This is a genomic window from Streptococcus sp. oral taxon 056 str. F0418 (assembly GCF_000220065.1).
In the GTDB taxonomy this organism is placed as follows: Bacteria; Bacillota; Bacilli; order Lactobacillales; family Streptococcaceae; genus Streptococcus.
This window is the reverse complement of sequence record NZ_AFQU01000001.1, coordinates 1,073,388-1,091,947: the sequence shown is the minus strand read 5'-3', so window position 1 is coordinate 1,091,947 and position 18,560 is coordinate 1,073,388. Positions and strand designations below refer to the sequence as shown.

General features: G+C 37.7%; 17 protein-coding genes and 3 pseudogenes. 19 read left to right on the top strand and 1 reads right to left on the bottom strand.

What is annotated here, in order from left to right; genetic code table 11:
* Nucleotides 1-30: 30 nt before the first annotated feature.
* From HMPREF9182_RS05370 to HMPREF9182_RS05350, 5 genes and pseudogenes are all read left to right on the top strand, one after another.
* A pseudogene (locus tag HMPREF9182_RS05370) lies at nucleotides 31-2,012 on the top strand (ABC transporter permease).
* Nucleotides 2,012-2,635 (top strand): ATP-binding cassette domain-containing protein, encoded by a 624-nt coding sequence (locus HMPREF9182_RS05365; protein ID WP_009754418.1) that lies wholly within the window; start codon nucleotides 2,012-2,014, stop codon nucleotides 2,633-2,635. Before HMPREF9182_RS05370 ends, HMPREF9182_RS05365 begins: the two are co-directional and overlap by 1 nt.
* Nucleotides 2,632-3,122: pseudogene (locus HMPREF9182_RS05360) on the top strand (hypothetical protein). The gene HMPREF9182_RS05365 and the pseudogene HMPREF9182_RS05360 overlap by 4 nt, the downstream one beginning before the upstream one ends.
* Before the next feature lie 134 nt (nucleotides 3,123-3,256).
* Complete coding sequence (locus HMPREF9182_RS05355) at nucleotides 3,257-4,486, top strand: hypothetical protein (RefSeq protein WP_128080242.1); 1,230 nt, start codon at nucleotides 3,257-3,259, stop codon at nucleotides 4,484-4,486.
* Nucleotides 4,483-5,088 (top strand): annotated as a pseudogene (locus tag HMPREF9182_RS05350) (ATP-binding cassette domain-containing protein). Before HMPREF9182_RS05355 ends, HMPREF9182_RS05350 begins: the two are co-directional and overlap by 4 nt.
* A gap of 147 nt (nucleotides 5,089-5,235) precedes the next feature.
* On the opposite strand, the gene HMPREF9182_RS05345 reads toward HMPREF9182_RS05350, so the two are convergent.
* On the bottom strand, nucleotides 5,236-5,646 hold the full coding sequence (locus tag HMPREF9182_RS05345; protein ID WP_009754228.1) for a helix-turn-helix domain-containing protein: 411 nt from the start codon (nucleotides 5,644-5,646) through the stop codon (nucleotides 5,236-5,238).
* A gap of 269 nt (nucleotides 5,647-5,915) precedes the next feature.
* On the opposite strand from HMPREF9182_RS05345, the gene HMPREF9182_RS05340 reads away from it, so the two are divergent.
* From HMPREF9182_RS05340 to nrdD, 14 genes are all read left to right on the top strand, one after another.
* Nucleotides 5,916-7,172 (top strand): competence/damage-inducible protein A, encoded by a 1,257-nt coding sequence (locus HMPREF9182_RS05340; protein ID WP_009754457.1) that lies wholly within the window; start codon nucleotides 5,916-5,918, stop codon nucleotides 7,170-7,172.
* Between the two features lie 62 nt (nucleotides 7,173-7,234).
* Nucleotides 7,235-8,386 (top strand): recombinase RecA, encoded by a 1,152-nt coding sequence (recA, locus tag HMPREF9182_RS05335; protein WP_009443423.1) that lies wholly within the window; start codon nucleotides 7,235-7,237, stop codon nucleotides 8,384-8,386.
* Between the two features lie 86 nt (nucleotides 8,387-8,472).
* Nucleotides 8,473-8,871: a transcriptional regulator Spx gene (gene spx, locus HMPREF9182_RS05330; RefSeq protein ID WP_009754315.1), complete on the top strand. Its 399-nt coding sequence runs from the start codon at nucleotides 8,473-8,475 to the stop codon at nucleotides 8,869-8,871.
* A 131-nt stretch (nucleotides 8,872-9,002) separates the two neighbouring features.
* Nucleotides 9,003-9,575, top strand: a complete 573-nt coding sequence (locus HMPREF9182_RS05325) for an SP0191 family lipoprotein (RefSeq protein WP_009443290.1) — start codon at nucleotides 9,003-9,005, stop codon at nucleotides 9,573-9,575.
* Nucleotides 9,576-9,669: 94 nt separating this feature from the next.
* Entirely contained in the window at nucleotides 9,670-9,936 is a 267-nt protein-coding gene (locus tag HMPREF9182_RS05320; protein ID WP_008809968.1) for an IreB family regulatory phosphoprotein, read from the top strand.
* The gene (gene ruvX / locus HMPREF9182_RS05315; RefSeq protein WP_009443414.1) at nucleotides 9,936-10,355 is read left to right on the top strand and encodes a Holliday junction resolvase RuvX; all 420 of its coding nucleotides are present in this window, start codon (nucleotides 9,936-9,938) and stop codon (nucleotides 10,353-10,355) included. The genes HMPREF9182_RS05320 and ruvX overlap by 1 nt, the downstream gene beginning before the upstream one ends.
* A gap of 23 nt (nucleotides 10,356-10,378) precedes the next feature.
* A complete protein-coding gene (locus HMPREF9182_RS05310) occupies nucleotides 10,379-10,690 on the top strand; it encodes a DUF1292 domain-containing protein (RefSeq protein WP_009754776.1) in 312 nt (103 codons plus the stop codon).
* Nucleotides 10,691-10,956: 266 nt separating this feature from the next.
* A complete protein-coding gene (locus tag HMPREF9182_RS05305) occupies nucleotides 10,957-12,189 on the top strand; it encodes a bifunctional folylpolyglutamate synthase/dihydrofolate synthase (protein ID WP_009443733.1) in 1,233 nt (410 codons plus the stop codon).
* 105 nt (nucleotides 12,190-12,294) lie between these two features.
* Nucleotides 12,295-12,765 carry an SP_0198 family lipoprotein gene (locus HMPREF9182_RS05300; protein WP_009443820.1) on the top strand — a complete coding sequence of 157 codons (471 nt, stop codon included), beginning with the start codon at nucleotides 12,295-12,297 and terminating at the stop codon, nucleotides 12,763-12,765.
* Between the two features lie 121 nt (nucleotides 12,766-12,886).
* Nucleotides 12,887-14,392 carry a cardiolipin synthase gene (gene cls / locus HMPREF9182_RS05295; protein WP_037602728.1) on the top strand — a complete coding sequence of 502 codons (1,506 nt, stop codon included), beginning with the start codon at nucleotides 12,887-12,889 and terminating at the stop codon, nucleotides 14,390-14,392.
* Between the two features lie 87 nt (nucleotides 14,393-14,479).
* Nucleotides 14,480-14,620, top strand: a complete 141-nt coding sequence (locus HMPREF9182_RS10770) for a hypothetical protein (RefSeq protein WP_009754764.1) — start codon at nucleotides 14,480-14,482, stop codon at nucleotides 14,618-14,620.
* Between the two features lie 72 nt (nucleotides 14,621-14,692).
* Nucleotides 14,693-15,451 (top strand): hypothetical protein, encoded by a 759-nt coding sequence (locus HMPREF9182_RS10950; protein WP_009443689.1) that lies wholly within the window; start codon nucleotides 14,693-14,695, stop codon nucleotides 15,449-15,451.
* Nucleotides 15,433-16,245, top strand: coding sequence for a hypothetical protein (locus tag HMPREF9182_RS10945; RefSeq protein ID WP_255263264.1), 813 nt, complete (start codon nucleotides 15,433-15,435; stop codon nucleotides 16,243-16,245). Before HMPREF9182_RS10950 ends, HMPREF9182_RS10945 begins: the two co-directional genes overlap by 19 nt.
* A gap of 107 nt (nucleotides 16,246-16,352) precedes the next feature.
* On the top strand, nucleotides 16,353-18,557 hold the full coding sequence (nrdD, locus tag HMPREF9182_RS05285; protein ID WP_009754410.1) for an anaerobic ribonucleoside-triphosphate reductase: 2,205 nt from the start codon (nucleotides 16,353-16,355) through the stop codon (nucleotides 18,555-18,557).
* Nucleotides 18,558-18,560 lie beyond the last annotated feature (3 nt).

Sequence of the window (18,560 nt, the reverse complement as noted above, 5' to 3'; positions counted from 1 at the left end):
TAGGGTCTTTTATAATATAGGTAGGAGCTTATGAAATTAAAATTAGGTGTTATAGGACTCTTTTTTTGCTTAATTGCTGCCATTGGTCTGGTTAGTATTAGTGATACTCAAAAACCAATACCTTTACCAATTGATGGTGCCTTCTCCATTCAAGGGAAAAGCAATCTTTCTAATGAAGAAGTGTATCAAATGATTAGTGGCCTATCAGAAGAAAAAAAGTTAAAATATACAAGCCGGTGGTTCAGAATTCAGGGCAGTTGACTTATATAAATCTTGATGATGCCAGCTATGAACAATTAAAGTCTGTACCGATAACAGGGATGTACTATACTCTAGGGGAAATAGATTCAAATGATTTAAAAAAACTTACGTCTACAGGTCTGCAAGTAGTATATATGGCTTACCCTTGGTATATGGGAGGAATGATACAATTTACTGGCTCTTTAAGATTTTTGTTAATGATTTCAATTTACTTAACCTTATTAGTTGTTTTATTTGTTGTTAGAGCGAGAAAGATTAAAGAAGGGATGATAAGACGTTCTTTAGGATTACCTGTGTATAACCTAAAAAAGGATTATTTAATTTCTGTTACTTTTGAGCTGATTTTAGTTGCTTTATTGATGGTTTTCTATGGCTCTTTTCTGGGGAGTGGTCTCTTCACCTATAGTTCCAAGTTATTCTTCTCTCTACTTCTAACCAATTTTATAATTTTTCAAATCATTGATCTCATCACCTTTGTTTTATTTTGGCTGACGATTCAGGTTGAAAAGCCTATTGAAATTATAAAAAATAAGGCCAAAAACAGCCTCATTTTTATCGTATGGCTTGCGGTTATTTCTAGCATAATAGTTGTTTCAGGAGTCTTTTTACGGGAAACAAAGGCTAGTCAATCAAAGATAAATATACAGATAAAGCATTTAGAACCATGGAGTGCAGTAAAAGATTGGAAAAGACTAGAGTTTTTGGGTATTGAAAATGAATCTGTTACTAATGGAGAAGAAGCAAATGACTCAGGAGCTAAGTATATAGAGATTGCTAAAGCCTTAAAAAAACTGGATTTTATATATATCAAATCATCTTCAGCCTATGTTCCAGATTTTATGAAAACTTCTCATGTTACAGAAGATTTTTCTAAGCAATTAAAAAGTGATGGGATAACGAATACAGAGGTTAATAAAGAGCTGGTTTATATCAATCAAACAGGTGCTAAGGTACAAAATAAAGTTAATGGAACAAACTATCGTATTTTAGATAATAAAATAGCAACCATCTATATTCCTAATAAATTTAAAGAGAATAAGGCATCAATCGAGAATACGGTTGTAGCAGAACAATTTACTGGTACAAACTATACAAAAGATGATCTTACGGTGCAAGTCATTCCTGATGGGCAAGAATTTTTCTATTTCAATGAAAATGGCAGTAGTGTCCCTGAAAATAAAGATAATCTACCTTTGGAAAGTGTGACAAATAGTAAGAGTAATATAGTGGTTGTATTAGATACTGATAAAATGGTAGAAACTAACGATTTTATTTTGGCAAGCAATATCATATATAACTCACTTTTTAGTCCAGAAGCAATTAAGGACATCAACGATTTGAGTGCTAGTTTGAATTTTTCAATCAATCCAGTCGAGGTTTACCAAACTGTGAAACTTAATATTCAATCTTTAGAGCACCAAATTCTCCTTTCAAAAATACTGCAAATAGTTATTTGCGGAATTGTATTTCTACTCATTTATCAATATGCTCAAATGTTTGTTGCCTTAAAACAGAATGACTATGTCAAAAAAATCATTTTAGGCCTATCGAAAACAGGTATGGCCATTTCAAGTCTAAAATATTTTATGATAACGATTATAATGGTTATCTTATTGACATTTATCATGACAGGACAAATAGAGTTATTGTATATTGGTCTTGCTTCTTTAACGGTTTTAATGATGTCAATGATAATAAGTTTCAGAAAATTATCTGATAGATACACTCAAATTCTAAAAGGGGATGACTAATGACAATTGAAATTGTGAATGTTACAAAAAAATATGGCTCAAAAGAAATATTTACAGATTTAAATTTAACCTTTGAAGCTGGGAAAAGCTACGCCTTGATTGGCGGTTCGGGTTCAGGTAAAAGTACCTTGCTAAACATTATAGGAAGGCTAGAAAAAATTGACAGTGGAAAAGTGTTAGTTGATAAACAGGATATTTGGAAAACCAAAGAAAGAACCTATTTTAAAAATACTATTGGGTATGTATTCCAAAATTATTCTTTGATAGAAAACAAAACAGTATATGATAATTTAAAACTCCTCAATAAAGACAAAAAGATTATATCTGAGATACTTGAAAAAGTAGGCCTTTCTAGGGACTATTTAAAACATAAAATATATGAATTGTCTGGGGGACAAGCTCAGCGTGTAGCTATTGCAAGAATGTTAATGAAACCGCGTAAAATTATTTTAGCGGATGAACCTACAGGAGCCTTGGATAGTGAGATTGGGAATGAAATCATCAACTTATTATTGAGTGAAGCAGCCAAGAACAATTATGTTATTATAGCAACACATGATCCAGCTGTATATAGTAAAGTTGATGTTATCATTGACATAAAAGATATAGGAAGTCAGGCATGAAAAAGAAAATTTATATTAGTTTGCTACTAGTCATTGGAATACTCGCAATCGTCTTAATTGGCAAACAAGTGATTAAAAAAGAAAATTCCAATAAACCTTCGGTGGATTTAACAGTCTATACAATCTCTTCGAATGATACCGAAAGATGGGATAAGGTAAGGCAAGTAGAAACAGAAGATGCTGTCTATCTAATATCTGTCAAAGAAGTAGCATCTTCAGAAGAAGTGTTTTCAAATATTATTGCAGATGGCACTGCTATGGGGTTTGGAGTTAGTGAAGAAGAAGTTAAACAATTTAACAATAATTTAGGAACTACTGTAGTAGATGCTAAAAATAATAAATTGATTGGGATAGAATTCTTCACTTTTTCTGATGATGGCAAGGGATTTTCAGTAGCGAATTTTGATTACGGCAAAAAAGAGTTTAATAATCAAAAAAAGAAAAGAAAGAGTTCTATAAAAAACTATACGAAGCGTTTAAAAAATAATTTATGATGACACGACAAACGCATAAAGACAAAAGTTCCAATAAATTTTTGAAATACAAATTCTAATTTTTCTCAGTTTGCTTGTAAATGTTCTTTTTGCGCTAAATCTTCGTCTGATGAGTGCGGTGGCAGTTTTGAAGAATAAAAAATCAAATCCCCTGGTTCTTTATATCTGGCTTTTTGGCATTTTGTTATCCTGTTTTATCTTTGGTATAACAGTTTCAGAGAGCGTAAAGACTATTTCTAAATCTGCTCAAGAAATCGCTGTTTTAGGAAATTGGAAAGTAGCGCAGGATTATAATACAATCACTTGGTTTGAAAATACTGCTGCCCACACAGATGAAAATCATCAGTTAGACGCGGATTTTATGAAAGAGAGTTCAGCTAAACAACGTACTTTTATCCAATCTTTTGGTGCAGATAATTGGCTCTATTCTGAGAGTTCAAGTCTTAGCCCAGAAAGGGTAGAGTATGCTCCTCAAGAATTTAAACAAGAGCTAACAAATAATGGAGTAGATACAAAACTTGCAGAAAAGTTGTTCTATGTGAATACAGGTTTGGTGGATAAGAACAAGGAACTGAATTCTCAAAATCAATATGGACAGCCAAACGCTGATGGAGTTGGTGTGCTCTATATTCCTAGCAGTCAGATGGTCAATATTGAGGGAATTCGAAAGCTGATAGACTACGAATATTTCCAGTATAGTAGCTTTAAAGCTGAAGATTTTGAAATAGTAGAAGTTCCGGATGGACAGAAGACTTTCCTTTTTAATCATAAAGGAGAACAGGATGAGCTTTTTGCTAAGCAAGAAGTGATTGATGCTGTTTTAGTGCAAATTAATTTTCAAAACTTGCCAGAAGATGCCGCTTTTGATGGGAAATATGATGTGTTTGCAGTTAATGGAATCTTTAAACAAGATTTAATAAAAGAAAAAATTGATCAAGCTGGCTTGACGAACTTTTCCAGCATGACAAAAGTCTCAGAGCAACTCTTATTAGCTCGAGAAACCATTATCAGTCAGTTGACTGGAACAGTCATTGCTCTTGCTATGTTGGTTTTAGCACAATTCTTTATTATCTATGAGTACATTTCGACCCGTATGAAGCAGAAAGCTAAAAAAATCTCCCTGCAGAGCTTGCTGGGGACAAGTAGTGGTATGGAAATCTTTCAATCTTTACTGCCCCTGATACTAGGAATCTTCTTTGTCAGTTTGCTTACTATCTTGATGAGAGGGGATTTTGTTGTTACTATCCTAGTTGGGTTTCTGTATATCATTGAGATATCCGCCATGTCTGGTTTTGCTTTCCTACAAGTCAAGAAACACCGGGTTCAGATTATAAAAGGAGACTTTGAAATAGTATGATTCAGTTAGAAAATTTAAGCAAAAATTATGGTAATAAAAGGATCTATTCTCAAGTAAATCTAGTTTTTGAAGCGAATAAATCTTATGCTCTGATTGGGCCGTCAGGTTCAGGAAAAACAACGTTATTAAATGCAATCGCCCGTCTAGAAAAGCCTAATAATGGCAAAGTCTTACTGAATAATCAAGATATTTGGGCTATGAAAGAAAGAGATTAATTTAAAAACTATCTGGGCTATGTTTTTCAAAACTATGCTTTGGTGGAAGAGGAGACAGTCTGGGATAATCTAAAAATGTTAGCAGGTAAAGCAGAAGTGACTGCTACTTTAATGAAAGTAGGACTGGACGAGTCATTCCTTAACTCTAAAATTTATGAACTTTCAGGTGGTCAAGCTCAGCGTGTTTCTGTTGCCCGACTCTTGCTCAAAAAAGCCAAGATTATTTTGGCTGATGAGCCGACAGGAGCGCTTGATCGGCAGACCGGCCAGGCTATTATAGAGTTATTGTTAAGTCTGGTTGCACCAGATACGGTTGTAATTTTTGCCACTCATGATCCCAATGTGTTTAAACAAGTTGATATTATTATTGATGTTACACAAATCTAATCTTGATTCAGCTCATTTGTCAAAGGTAGCTGCAGTTTTACTTTCCTCTTTTTTCTTTGCTTGTCTGTTCTCTTTCATAATAGTGCGACTATATTCCTTGTTTCATAGAAAAAATTCCTTGGTTTTCTAACATCCAAGGAATTTCGTTTAGTTATCCTTCTGCCTCCAAATCTTTTCCTTGATAAAGATGCGCAGTTCATAGAAGAGCATAAAGAGGGTGGAGATGAGGAAGCCGGCCATAAAGATATGGTGCAAGTAAGCAAAGACACCAATATAAACCAAGATGGAAAAAAGGTAGAGGATGACTAAATAATGCCATTTCTTGGCCTTGCTGTCTTCGATAACCTTTTTCTCCAAGCGCTCATCCTCCTTGATGAGTGTGTCTAGACTGATATCAAACTCGCGGCTAATGGCGATGAGATTGCCAATATCAGGGATCCCTTTTCCACTTTCCCAGCGGGCAATGGCAGAGCGGGAAACCTTGAGTCTTTCAGCCAAGGCTTCCTGAGTGAGTTGATGTTGTTGACGAATGTTCTTGAGCATTTGTGAAATTTTCATAATGATCTCCTTTCTTCAAATAAAAATATTTAGCTGATTTCTTTTTTCATCTTCATTATAGAAAGAATCAAACCATTTGCCAATAGCATTTCCCTAACAATCTGGTTATTCTGCATAACACTAGTCGTTTTAAAAAGTTTTCCACAGCATATTGACAAGTTTGTCAAGGAACTTGACAGCTCTCTTTATTTCCTGAAATGAAAATCAACTTTTTTAAGATTTTTTGTGATAAAATAAAGCCAATTCCGAATAGTAAGGTAGGAGGTTCTATGAAAGCAGAAATTATTGCTGTGGGCACCGAGATTCTGACAGGTCAGATTGTCAATACCAATGCCCAATTTTTATCTGAAAAACTGGCGAGTCTGGGGATCGATGTTTATTTTCATACAGCGGTGGGTGACAATGAAAGTCGACTTCTCTCGGTTTTAAGAATTGCTCAAGGACGCAGTAATCTGATTATCCTGACAGGAGGCTTGGGGCCAACAGAGGATGATTTGACCAAGCAGACCTTGGCTAAATTTTTGGATCGAGAGTTGAGTTTTAATCCTGATGCTGTGGAAAAGCTAGATTGCTTTTTTGCTAGCCGACCAGATTACGCTCGAACACCCAATAATGAGCGTCAGGCCCAGCTGGTCGAAGGTTCGACGCCGTTACCAAATGCGACCGGATTAGCTGTCGGAGGATTGTTAGAAGCAGACGGAGTGACCTATGTAGTCCTGCCCGGCCCGCCTAGCGAGCTCAAGCCAATGGTCAATAATGAGCTGGTTCCCCTCTTGTCCACAGGTCAGAAATTGTATTCACGAGTGTTGCGCTTCTTTGGTATTGGCGAGAGTCAGCTAGTGACTATTTTGTCAGAGATGATTGAGCAGCAGAGTGACCCCACCATTGCTCCTTATGCTAAGACGGGGGAGGTGACCTTGCGGCTATCTACGAAAGCATTTAGCCAGGATGAAGCAGACCAAAAGCTTGCAGTTGTTGAACAGTCAATTTTGGCACATAAAACTTTTGAAGGACAAGCTTTGTCCGAGATTTTTTATGGCTATGGAGATGACAATTCCTTGGCTCGGGTGGCTTTTGATTTGCTGAAGAGCCAAGGCAAGACGATTTCAGCGGCAGAGAGTCTGACGGCGGGTCTTTTTCAAGCGACCTTGGCGGATTTTGCTGGTGCTTCAGCTATTTTTTCAGGTGGCTTTGTCACCTACAGCATGGAGGAAAAGAGCCGGATGCTGGATATTCCATTGAGAGACTTGGAGCAGCACGGTGTCGTTTCAGCTTTTACGGCTGGGAAAATGGCAGAGCAGGCTAGAAAGCTGACCCAGAGTGATCTAGCTGTCAGTCTGACAGGCGTGGCAGGCCCAGATTCACTGGAAGGTCATCCATCTGGGACGGTTTTTATTGGCTTAGCTAGTGCTGATGCAACAAAAATTATTAAGGTCAATATTGCAGGACGCAGTCGACATGATGTGAGGGAAATTGCTGTTTTGCATGCCTTCAATCTAGTACACAAGGCTTTATTAAACAAATAATTTTTGATATAATGAACAAACAGCTAGAAGAAAAGATATTTTAGAACAAATAGGAGAAATAAATGGCAAAGAAACAAAAGAATTTAGATGATATTACAAAGAAATTTGGCGATGAACGTCAAAAGGCTTTAGACAACGCTTTGAAAAATATTGAGAAAGATTTTGGTAAGGGTGCAGTGATGCGTCTGGGCGAGCGAGCAGAGCAAAAAGTTCAAGTTATGAGCTCAGGTTCTTTGGCCTTGGATATCGCTCTTGGTGCTGGTGGTTATCCTAAGGGAAGAATCATTGAAATCTACGGCCCAGAATCTTCTGGTAAGACAACAGTGGCTCTTCATGCAGTAGCACAAGCACAAAAAGAAGGCGGAATCGCAGCCTTTATCGATGCCGAACATGCTTTGGACCCGTCTTATGCAGCAGCATTGGGTGTGAATATCGATGAGCTCTTGCTGTCTCAGCCTGATTCTGGGGAACAAGGTTTAGAAATTGCTGGGAAATTGATTGATTCAGGTGCAGTTGACTTGGTAGTTATTGACTCAGTTGCTGCCTTGGTTCCACGTGCGGAAATCGATGGGGATATTGGAGATAGCCATGTCGGCTTGCAGGCTCGTATGATGAGCCAGGCGATGCGTAAACTATCTGCATCCATCAACAAAACTAAGACGATTGCGATTTTCATTAACCAGTTGCGCGAAAAAGTCGGTGTGATGTTTGGGAATCCTGAAACAACACCAGGTGGTCGTGCCTTGAAATTCTATGCTTCTGTCCGTTTGGACGTTCGTGGAAATACTCAAATCAAGGGGACTGGTGATGCGAAAGATACAAATGTTGGTAAAGAAACCAAAATTAAAGTTGTAAAAAATAAAGTAGCTCCGCCATTCAAGGAAGCTTTTGTGGAAATCATGTATGGAGAAGGTATTTCTAAGACAGGGGAGCTGATTAAGATTGCAACTGACTTAGATATCATCAAAAAAGCGGGTGCTTGGTATTCTTACAACGATGAAAAAATTGGTCAAGGATCTGAAAATGCTAAAAAATATTTAGCGGATCATCCAGAAGTTTTTGAGGAAATCGATCAGAAAGTCCGTGTTCGTTTTGGACTTATTGATGCAGATGAGGAAGCGGAAGCAATAACACCAGAAAAAACAGGAAAAATCACTGAAAATATAGAAGAAGTGACGCTTGAGTTAGATGATGCTATCGAAATAGAGGAATAAATTTTCTAAAATAGGTCGCAAGACCGATGGTTTTTGTGGTATAATAGACTACGATAGTAATATCGGGTACTGAAAGGAGTCCTTACATGATTACAATTTACACAGTTTCAAGTTGTACAAGCTGTAAGAAAGCAAAGACCTGGCTTAATTCCCATCAATTAACTTACAAAGAACAAAACCTCGGCAAAGAGGGAATCACAAAAAAAGAAATTTTAGATATTTTGACCAAAACTGAAAATGGTATCGCAAGTATTGTTTCTTCCAAAAATCGTTATGCCAAAGGTTTGGGAGTTGACATTGAGGATTTGAGTGTGAGCGAAGTCATTGATATTATCATGGAGACGCCACGTATTCTCAAAAGTCCAATCTTAGTCGATGACAAACGCCTGCAAGTTGGTTATAAAGAAGATGACATACGTGCCTTTCTACCACGTTCTGTTCGCAATGTTGAAAATGCAGAGGCGCGTTTAAGAGCTGCGCTATAATATATAAAAAGGCATGGGAAAGATCTGCTTTACTTGTTTAGTGGAGACTGACCGTGCTTTTTTGCTCTCATAAATTGGTCATAACATTGACAGAAGTAGTTGATATGGTACAATAAGGATAGGAGGCTAGAATGATGAAAAAAACAGTGCTATTATTAGGAGTCGCCTTGTTAGTATTGACTGGTTGTGGCTCAAAAAAATCAAATTCAGGAACAGCTAGTTCAAAAGATAAAATAGACACAACTTTACCAATTATCGCAAATGCTGAAAAAAATACTGTTATGACGAGGACGTTAGTTTTTCCAAAAAATGAAGATGGTTCTCAACAAAAACAAATCGTTACTTATAAGGGAGATCAATTTTTGGGTTTGACTTTGGAGCAAATCTCTCCGAATGCAGATGACCTGAAGCAAGCCATAGCACAATATGGCATAGAGGAAGCCCAGAATTTGCTAAATAAGTCTTTAGAAGAAGATGCGAATTACCAACAGGTGAAAGACTTACCAGGCTTTAGTACCTCATTACAGATCTTAAATGAAAATGAATTGAAGCGCGTAACTACTCTTGATTTTCAGACTTTAGATGTTGATAAAGCGTCTAATACAGAGTATTTAAAGGGTTTGAAACTAAAAGAATTATTGAAGATCAAGCCAGCTCAGTATATTGATAATCAAATCGTTAATGGGGCGACAGAAGAAAAATAAGCAGAAATTTTCGCTTTGATATTGATTTGTAACATTTGTGAAAAGTTCTGAAATATGCTACAATAGAAGTATTCCAATGAAAGAGGGTGTAATTGTGGGATTTACAGATGAAACAGTACGTTTTAATCTCGACGACTCAAATAAAAAAGAGATTAGCGAGACATTGACTGATGTCTATACTTCACTCAATGAAAAAGGCTACAATCCAATCAATCAAATCGTCGGGTATGTTCTCAGTGGAGATCCTGCGTATGTACCCCGTTACAACAATGCGCGTAATCAAATCCGAAAATATGAGCGTGATGAAATTGTTGAAGAATTGGTTCGTTATTACTTGAAAGGGCAAGGCATCGATCTTTAATGAGAATTATGGGGTTAGATGTAGGCTCTAAGACAGTTGGGGTTGCGATTAGTGATCCTCTTGGATTTACAGCACAAGGCTTAGAGATTATTCAGATTGACGAAGAACAAGGACAGTTTGGTTTTGAGCGCCTTGGTGCATTAGTCTCAGAATACAAAGTAGATAAATTTGTCATAGGACTTCCTAAGAATATGAATAATACTAGTGGTCCACGTGTGGAGGCTAGTCAAGCCTATGGCGAGAAAGTTGCTGAGTTATTTGGGTTGCCAGTTGATTATCAGGATGAGCGTTTGACGACAGTAGCTGCTGAGCGTATGCTGATTGAACAAGCGGATGTCAGCCGTAGTAAGCGCAAAAAAGTGATTGATAAATTGGCTGCACAACTAATTCTACAAAATTATTTGGATCGAAATTATTAAAAAAGAATTGAGGAATAGTGAATATGGCACATGATCACAACCATGACCACGAGCATGAAGAGCGTGAAATGATTACCTTAGTTGATGAGCAAGGGAATGAAACGTTGTTTGAAATTCTTTTGACCATTGATGGTATGGAAGAATTTGGTAAAAACTATGTCCTTCTTGTACCTGCTAATGCAGAAGAGGATGAGAATGGCGAGATTGAAATTCAAGCTTACTCATTTACAGAAAATGAAGATGGTACAGAGGGAGATCTTCAACCAATTCCAGAAGATTCTGAAGAAGAATGGAACATGATTGAAGAAGTCTTCAATAGCTTCATGGAAGAGTAAGAAAAACTGACCGATCAATCGAAATTGACACTTAGACTTGATCAAGTCAGTGTATCTATCCTTTGGGTTATTAACTTCTTATTTTGAAGAAGAATGAATACTCAAGGGTGAATCATTTCTGCTTTTATCAAAGAGCAGGGATTAGTAAAAATTGTTAAACAGATAGTTTATTGTTAACTCGGAGTCTCAAACGTAAACTATATTATTAAAATTAAGAAGAGAGCAGATTGATTATTCACTCCGCTCTCTTTTTGCTAGGAGTAAGTGTGCAAAAAATAGAGAGTTGGCTGAATAGCCGCATTGGTTTGAACTTTCGTTCAGGTTTGGGACGAATGGAGCAAGCTATTGATATTTTGGATCATCCAGAGAGATCTTATCCGACAATCCATGTGACTGGGACGAATGGCAAGGGCTCAACGATTGCTTTTTTGAGAAATTTGTTTGAGCGACATGGGAAAAAAGTAGGGAGTTTCATATCGCCTCATATGGAAACTGTTCATGATAGAATTTGTTTGAATGGGATTCCCATACCTCAAGCGGATTTTACTCGGATAGGTGAGCAGGTACGAGAAATGGAGAAAAACCTACTTGAAGAACATGGTTTTTTGTCCTATTTTGAAATTCTCACATTGATGGCGTTCATCTATTTTTCCGAGCAAGAGGTTGATGTTGCGTTGATTGAGGTAGGAATTGGTGGTTTGTTAGATACGACCAATGTGATAAAAGGAACAGTTTCAGTGATTACTTCGCTTGGTTTGGATCATCAGGAAACCTTAGGGGATACGATTGAGGAAATTGCAGAGCAAAAAGCAGGTATCTTTAAGTCAGGAAGAACAGCAGTTGTCGGTCCTCTGCCAAATGCTGCGCTGTTGATTTGCCGAGAACATGCCGAGAGTTTAGGGATTGATTTACATGAATATGGAAAAGAGTTTTCTTTTAACAATAAAACTTTCCAGTCTGGGCGTATTCATTTATCAGATATAGAGCTTGGTTTAGTTGGAACTTTTCAAGAAGAGAATGCTGGGATAGCCTTGGAAGTTTTTTTCTTGTTTATGGAGCAGCAATCTTGGTTAGTTGATCTTTATCTTGTAAGAGAGGCGCTAGCTCAAACTAGATGGGCAGGTCGTTTGGAACGAATTTGTGACGGGGTGTATCTTGACGGAGCACACAATTTGCCAGCGGTTGAGCGTCTGGTGGAATTTGTCAAACTACAAGAAGATAGAAAAATTGTTATTTTGTTTGGAGCTTTAAAGCGAAAAGATTATTCTGCTATGATATCTTATCTGCAAAGAGAGTTGCCTCAAGCAGACTTATTCTTAACTAGTTTTTCGTATGGAGAGTCAGTAAGCGAGAAAGAGGCAGAAGAGGTAGCCTATATTAGCGATTATCAAACATTTATAGATGAACATCTGTTAAAAAAAGATGAGCAGCAATTATTATTTATAACTGGCTCGCTTTATTTTGTTGCAGAGGTGCGACAGTTTCTGAAGAGCAGATAGATTGACGTTTAGAAAATCTATCTGCTATACTAAAAGTAGAGCTAAATTAGAAACGTAAGGGAGTTTCTTTTGATTTGCTCACGGATGCGTAAAGGAGGAAAGAATATGAAACTTTCAAAGAAAATAATGCTCTCGAATTTTGTAATTATGACGATTTTAGTTCTGGTGGCTTGTGGAAATGGGAGCAACCAAACGCAATCTTCTCAAACAACGAGCTCAACTAGCTCTCAAGTATCATCTGCTAGTTCTACTTCTTCAAGTGTGAGTAGCTCAGCAAATTCTACGTCATCCTCATCTCAAACTACTGTAGTTAGTACAGAATTAGACGGTACTTATACTGCTATTCATGAAGGAGACCAATTAACCTTGAAGCTTGTATCTGGCAAAGGGACTTTGACGAAAGTAGAGCGAGATGGTGATCAAGAAATCGAGCAAGTAGAGATTGATACGACGAACCAAAAAATGACAATTGGTGATGATGTACATCGATACTATGTGAATGGCAATCAGTTGACTGTAGAGGATATTGATCAAGAAGTGGATCAAGATGATACGATTGTCTTTACGAAGCAATGAAAACTATAACAAGGTTGGTTTAACTAGCCTTGTTCTTTTTTGCTTGATTTATTAAAGTAGCCTCGCTATACTAGGTATTAAGAAAATAAGGAGTAGGTGTGTGAGAAAATTTCGCTTATTAATGTCGAAATATGGTTTTAGTATGATTGTTATGTTACTAGAGCTTTTATTCGTTTTTTGGCTTTTCTTTTATCTAGGTGACATCAATCAGGATTTGTGGATTCTTGTGGTAACTTTACTGACGATTGGAACGATTTTTTCAATCGTGAATCGTTCGATGACTCCTGAAAGCAAGGTGACCTGGCTGTTAATCACATTTATTCCCGTTGTGGGAGCTTTAATCTACCTCATGTTTGGAGAACGACGACTTTCTCGGAAAGAATTGAAACAACTGAGAAATATGGATTCGATGAAATTTCGTGAGGATAACAGCTATGAGTTAAGGCTTGCCTTGAAAAAGACAAATAAATCAGCTTTTGGAATTATTAAATCTTTGCTAAGTATGGATCATAATGCTGATGTTTATGATGGTACGGCTTCTCGTTATTTTTCTTCAGGTGAGGATATGTACCTTGCGATGTTAGAGGATTTAAGAGAGGCAAAGAAATTTATTTTCTTAGAATACTACATTATCGAAGAAGGAAAAATGTGGGGGAGTATTCTAGAGATTCTCAAAGAAAAGGCAGCTCAAGGTGTAGAGGTCAAGGTGCTCTATGATGATATTGGCTGTATGGCGACTTTACCTGGAGACTACACACAGATTTTGCGATCTTACGGCATCTATGCTTATAAATTTAACAAAGTAATTCCCCGTATGACAGTGGCTTATAACAATCGAGATCATCGAAAGATACTGGTTGTAGATGGTCAAGTAGGCTATACAGGTGGGATTAATTTAGCAGATGAATACATCAACCATGTAGAGCGTTTTGGTCATTGGAAAGATGGTGGTATTCGTTTGGATGGTCGGGCTGTAAAGGCATTGACTAGACTTTTTTTGCTGAACTGGTATATTAATCGTGGGGAAATTACGGATTTTGATAAGTATCATTTAGAGAATCAAGCAGTTGAGGGAGCAGGACTCTATATTCCATATGGAAGTGGCCCTAAGCCGATGTATAAGTCTCAAGTCGGCAAAAATGTTTATCAAAATATAATTAGCCAGGCGACGGATTATGTCTACATTACAACTCCTTATCTGATTATTGATTATGATTTGACTGAAGATATAAAAAATGCCGCTATGCGTGGAGTTGATGTTCGCATTGTCACGCCTTATGTGACTGACAAAAAGTTAATTCAACCCATTACTCGTGGTTCTTATAGAGAATTACTGGCGGCTGGTGTACGAATTTATGAATACACACCGGGTTTTATACATAGTAAGAATGTTATAGCTGATGATGAGTTGGCTGTTGTGGGGACGATTAATTTTGACTATCGTAGCTTAGTTCATCATTATGAAAATGCGGTGCTGTTGTACAAAACACCTATTTTATCAGATATAAAAGCTGATTTTGAAGAGATTTTTAAGGTTTCAAAAGAGGTGTATGATGGTGTTTTCAAGAGTACTTGGTACCAAAGCTTGTTAAAAGAGATTGTTCAACTTTTTGCACCGATGTTATAAAGAGTAAGGTGCTGACTCGACTTATTTAGTTGAATCAGCTATCTTGCTTTTTATTTTTACGAATAAAAAAGTAAAAAGGAATTTTTGATGAAATTAGACGGTGTTTATCAGGGGAAAAACAAATCTCGGGTTTATAGAAGTTTTAGAGAGTTGGAGCTCATTGCAAAATTACAAATATCTGAGCGAGAGAAATTTGTAAAGTTTGTCTCTAAAGCAAAGGAAAATTAAGAGTGCCAGGAAAAACTGACAGAAAGTAGACTTTTTGATATACTAGTAAGGACTATATCAAGGAGAAGTATTATGTTTGATGAATTTGAAACGCATGAAGAAAAGGATTATCTGGAAGTGCAGTTGACGGAAAATACCGAGGAAAAAGAAGATAGAGAAACGAAAGAACTTCCTCGTTTAAAGGTCGCGAATGCTCCTTCTGGTAATTTATTTTTCTGGAGTGCGCTGATCAGTCTTTGTAGCGTGGCTAATCCACTTTTTTCTTCGCTTGCTAATAACTTACAGACCCAGAATCTGTATGCTGGCTGGGCGATGACTCAAGGAAAGCTAGCTTATGGAGATATTTACGGTACAGGTGGAGTGCTGTACTATTTGTTAAACTGGCTAGGCAGTAGTGTATTGGGAAGCCTTTTATTTGCTTTTGTACAGTTTTTAGCCTTGTTTGTAGCAGGGAATTATCTATTTCAATTTGTGTATCAATTAACCAGAAAAAAAGAGTTAGCTCAGCAACTGCTTTCTCTATTTTATCTTTTCGTCTTAACGGTAGGATTTGGTGGTTTATACGCCAGTATTTTTGTGCTTCCGTTTACGATGTGGAGCTTGAACTTCTTAGCCCGTTATATGAATGGTCAAATAAGCGATAATGGTTTTATTTTATTTGGTGCGATTGGTGCATTGGCTTTTTTGATCGATCCTTTTACGAGTATCATTTTTTATGGCCTAGTTTTTCTCGTTTGGACAATTTTCCACTTTGTTCGTAAGCGGGCAACTAGGGGATTTTATCAGTTATTAGCTAGCCTTTTAGGTTTTCCTTGCTCTTTTATCCGATAGGATACTACACTGTATGGAATGGGACTTTTGGTTTAGCGATTAGTCAGGTAACTTATCTGTTTGAGAGCATAGGTGTCCATTCGGGTGTGTTGGAAAACCTGATGCTTTATGGTGGTTTATTCTTAGGGCTAGGGTTCGTAACGGCACTCATTATGGGGGTGTCTTCCTCTGCAGAGAAAGACGAGTGGCCTTTCCGTCTTTTAGGTTCTTTAGGACTTTTAGTAATACTTGTGTTGAGCATCTTTTCACCAATACAAGGAGCTTTTCAGTTGCTACCTGCAATCCCTTTTGCTATGATTCTTTTTGCTACTTGGTTTAGTGGAAGATTTACAGAAGGGCGTCATATCAGAAGCAAGAGAACGCCATCGGTTTGGAAAAATTATGTTGCTGGGAATTTCTTTTTGCCAGTGCTTGCTATAGCCTTTCTAGTAGTCATGCCGTTTGCCCAGCGCTATGCTTTGTCAGGAGCTGAAACGGCAGAGCGTGAAGTGATTAGTGGCTATATTCGTGATGAGTCAAAGACTGATGATAAAATTTATGCCTGGGATAATACGGCCAGTCTTTATCTTTCCACAAGCCGTCTGTCAGCTTCCTCTATTTTAAGTCCAAAGTTATACGTTGATACAGCGGAAAATAAGATTCGTCTTGAAAATCAACTGGATGCTTCTCTGCCTCGTTATATTGCAGTGAATGAGAAAGTACCTCTTTTACCAAATGTTAAAAAATTATTGTCTTCTAGTTATAAAAAAATTGATGTAAAAACGAGCCACTTCAAGCTTTATGAACTAAAATAAAAAATCAATATGTTGTGTATAAATCAAAAAAATATTTTTTTGACACAACATATTGATTTTTTATTTTTTAGTGATATAATGATTCTTGAACGAACGGAGGACATGCTATGATTGCTTTAAGAGAAGAAACGCAGACTTGTATTCCAAATATTTATGTGGTAAAACGTGATGGTCGCCGTGTAAATTTTGACGTGGACAAGATTTATAAGGCCTTAGTTAAGGCAGCTTGTGAGGTAGCTCCTATGTCTCCTTTGCTTGAAGTGAAGCTTGAGGGGATTACAGAACAGGTTGTAGCAGAGATTGCAAATCGTTTTGCACAAGATATTAAGATCTATGAGATCCAGAACATTGTCGAACACGAGTTGTTGAATGCCAATGAATATGCCATTGCTAAAGCTTATATCTCTTATCGAACGCAACGTGATTTTGACCGTTCACAGGCAACAGATATTAATTTTACGATCGATAAATTACTTAATAAAGATCAGACTGTTGTCAACGAAAATGCTAATAAGGATAGCGATGTTTTTAACACACAACGCGATTTGACTGCGGGAATTGTTGGCAAGTCAATTGGGCTTAAAATGCTGCCTCCTCACGTAGCCAATGCCCATCAAAAAGGGGATATTCATTATCATGACTTGGACTATAGTCCTTATACGCCAATGACCAACTGCTGTTTGATCGATTTTGAAGGTATGTTGAAAAATGGATTTAAAATCGGAAATGCGGAAGTAGAGAGTCCTAAGTCTATCCAGACTGCAACAGCCCAAATTTCACAAATCATTGCTAATGTTGCATCTAGTCAATATGGGGGGTGTTCAGCTGATCGGATTGATGAAGTTTTGGCGCCTTATGCAGAGCTTAATTATGAAAAGCATTTGAAAGATGCTAAGGATTGGGTTTTAGCGGATAAACGAGCAGATTATGCCTGGGAAAAGACTAAAAAAGATATCTATGATGCGATGCAGTCATTGGAGTATGAGATCAATACCCTCTTTACTTCTAATGGTCAAACTCCTTTTACTTCACTGGGCTTTGGATTGGGAACCAATCGTTTTGAGAGGGAAATCCAAAAGGCTATTCTGAATATTCGTATCAAGGGGCTTGGTAGTGAGCATCGTACAGCGATTTTTCCTAAGCTGATTTTTACACTGAAGCGTGGGCTTAATCTCGAGCCAGGAACGCCTAATTATGACATTAAACAATTGGCTTTAGAATGTGCGACGAAGCGAATGTATCCAGATGTGCTCTCATATGATAAAATCATTGATTTAACGGGATCCTTCAAGGTTCCAATGGGATGCCGTTCTTTCCTCCAAGGTTGGAAGAATGAGAATGGCGTAGAGGTCAATTCTGGCCGGATGAACTTGGGAGTTGTCACTGTCAATCTGCCTCGCATTGCACTAGAGTCGGAAGGGGACAAGGAAAAGTTTTGGGCATTGTTTGATGAGCGAATGAACATTGCCAAGGATGCTTTGGTCTACCGAGTGGAAAGGACGAAGGAAGCAACTCCAGCAAATGCACCAATTCTTTATCAATATGGTGCCTTTGGCAAACGCCTAGGAAAATATGATCAAGTTGACCAGCTTTTTACTCACCGCAGAGCAACGGTCTCTCTTGGTTATATCGGCCTTTATGAGGTGGCGACGGTCTTTTATGGTGGGGAATGGGAAGGCAATCCAGAAGCCAAGGAATTTACGGTTGCTATTGTAAAAGATATGAAGCGCCGGGTTGAAGAGTGGTCAGATGAGTACGACTATCACTTCTCAGTTTACTCTACTCCTTCAGAGAGTTTGACGGATCGTTTCTGTCGCTTGGATACAGAGAAGTTTGGTATCGTTCCAGATATTACAGACAAGGAGTACTACACTAACTCCTTCCACTACGATGTGCGTAAGAATCCAACACCTTTTGAAAAGTTAGATTTTGAGAAAGTTTATCCTGAAGTTGGGGCTGCCGGGGGCTTTATCCACTATTGTGAATACCCAGTGTTGCAGCAAAATCCAAAGGCTTTGGAAGCTGTCTGGGATTATGCTTACGATCGTGTCGGCTATCTGGGAACCAATACACCAATCGATCACTGCTATAAGTGTGACTTTGAAGGGGATTTTACGCCGACAGAGCGTGGTTTTACCTGTCCAAACTGCGGGAATAGTGATCCTAAGACTGTAGACGTTGTCAAGCGGACTTGTGGTTATTTGGGAAATCCACAGGCACGCCCGATGGTCAATGGCCGGCATAAGGAGATATCCGCTCGAGTTAAACATATGAATGGATCAACTATTAAATTTTCAGGAAATGAGATCTGATGT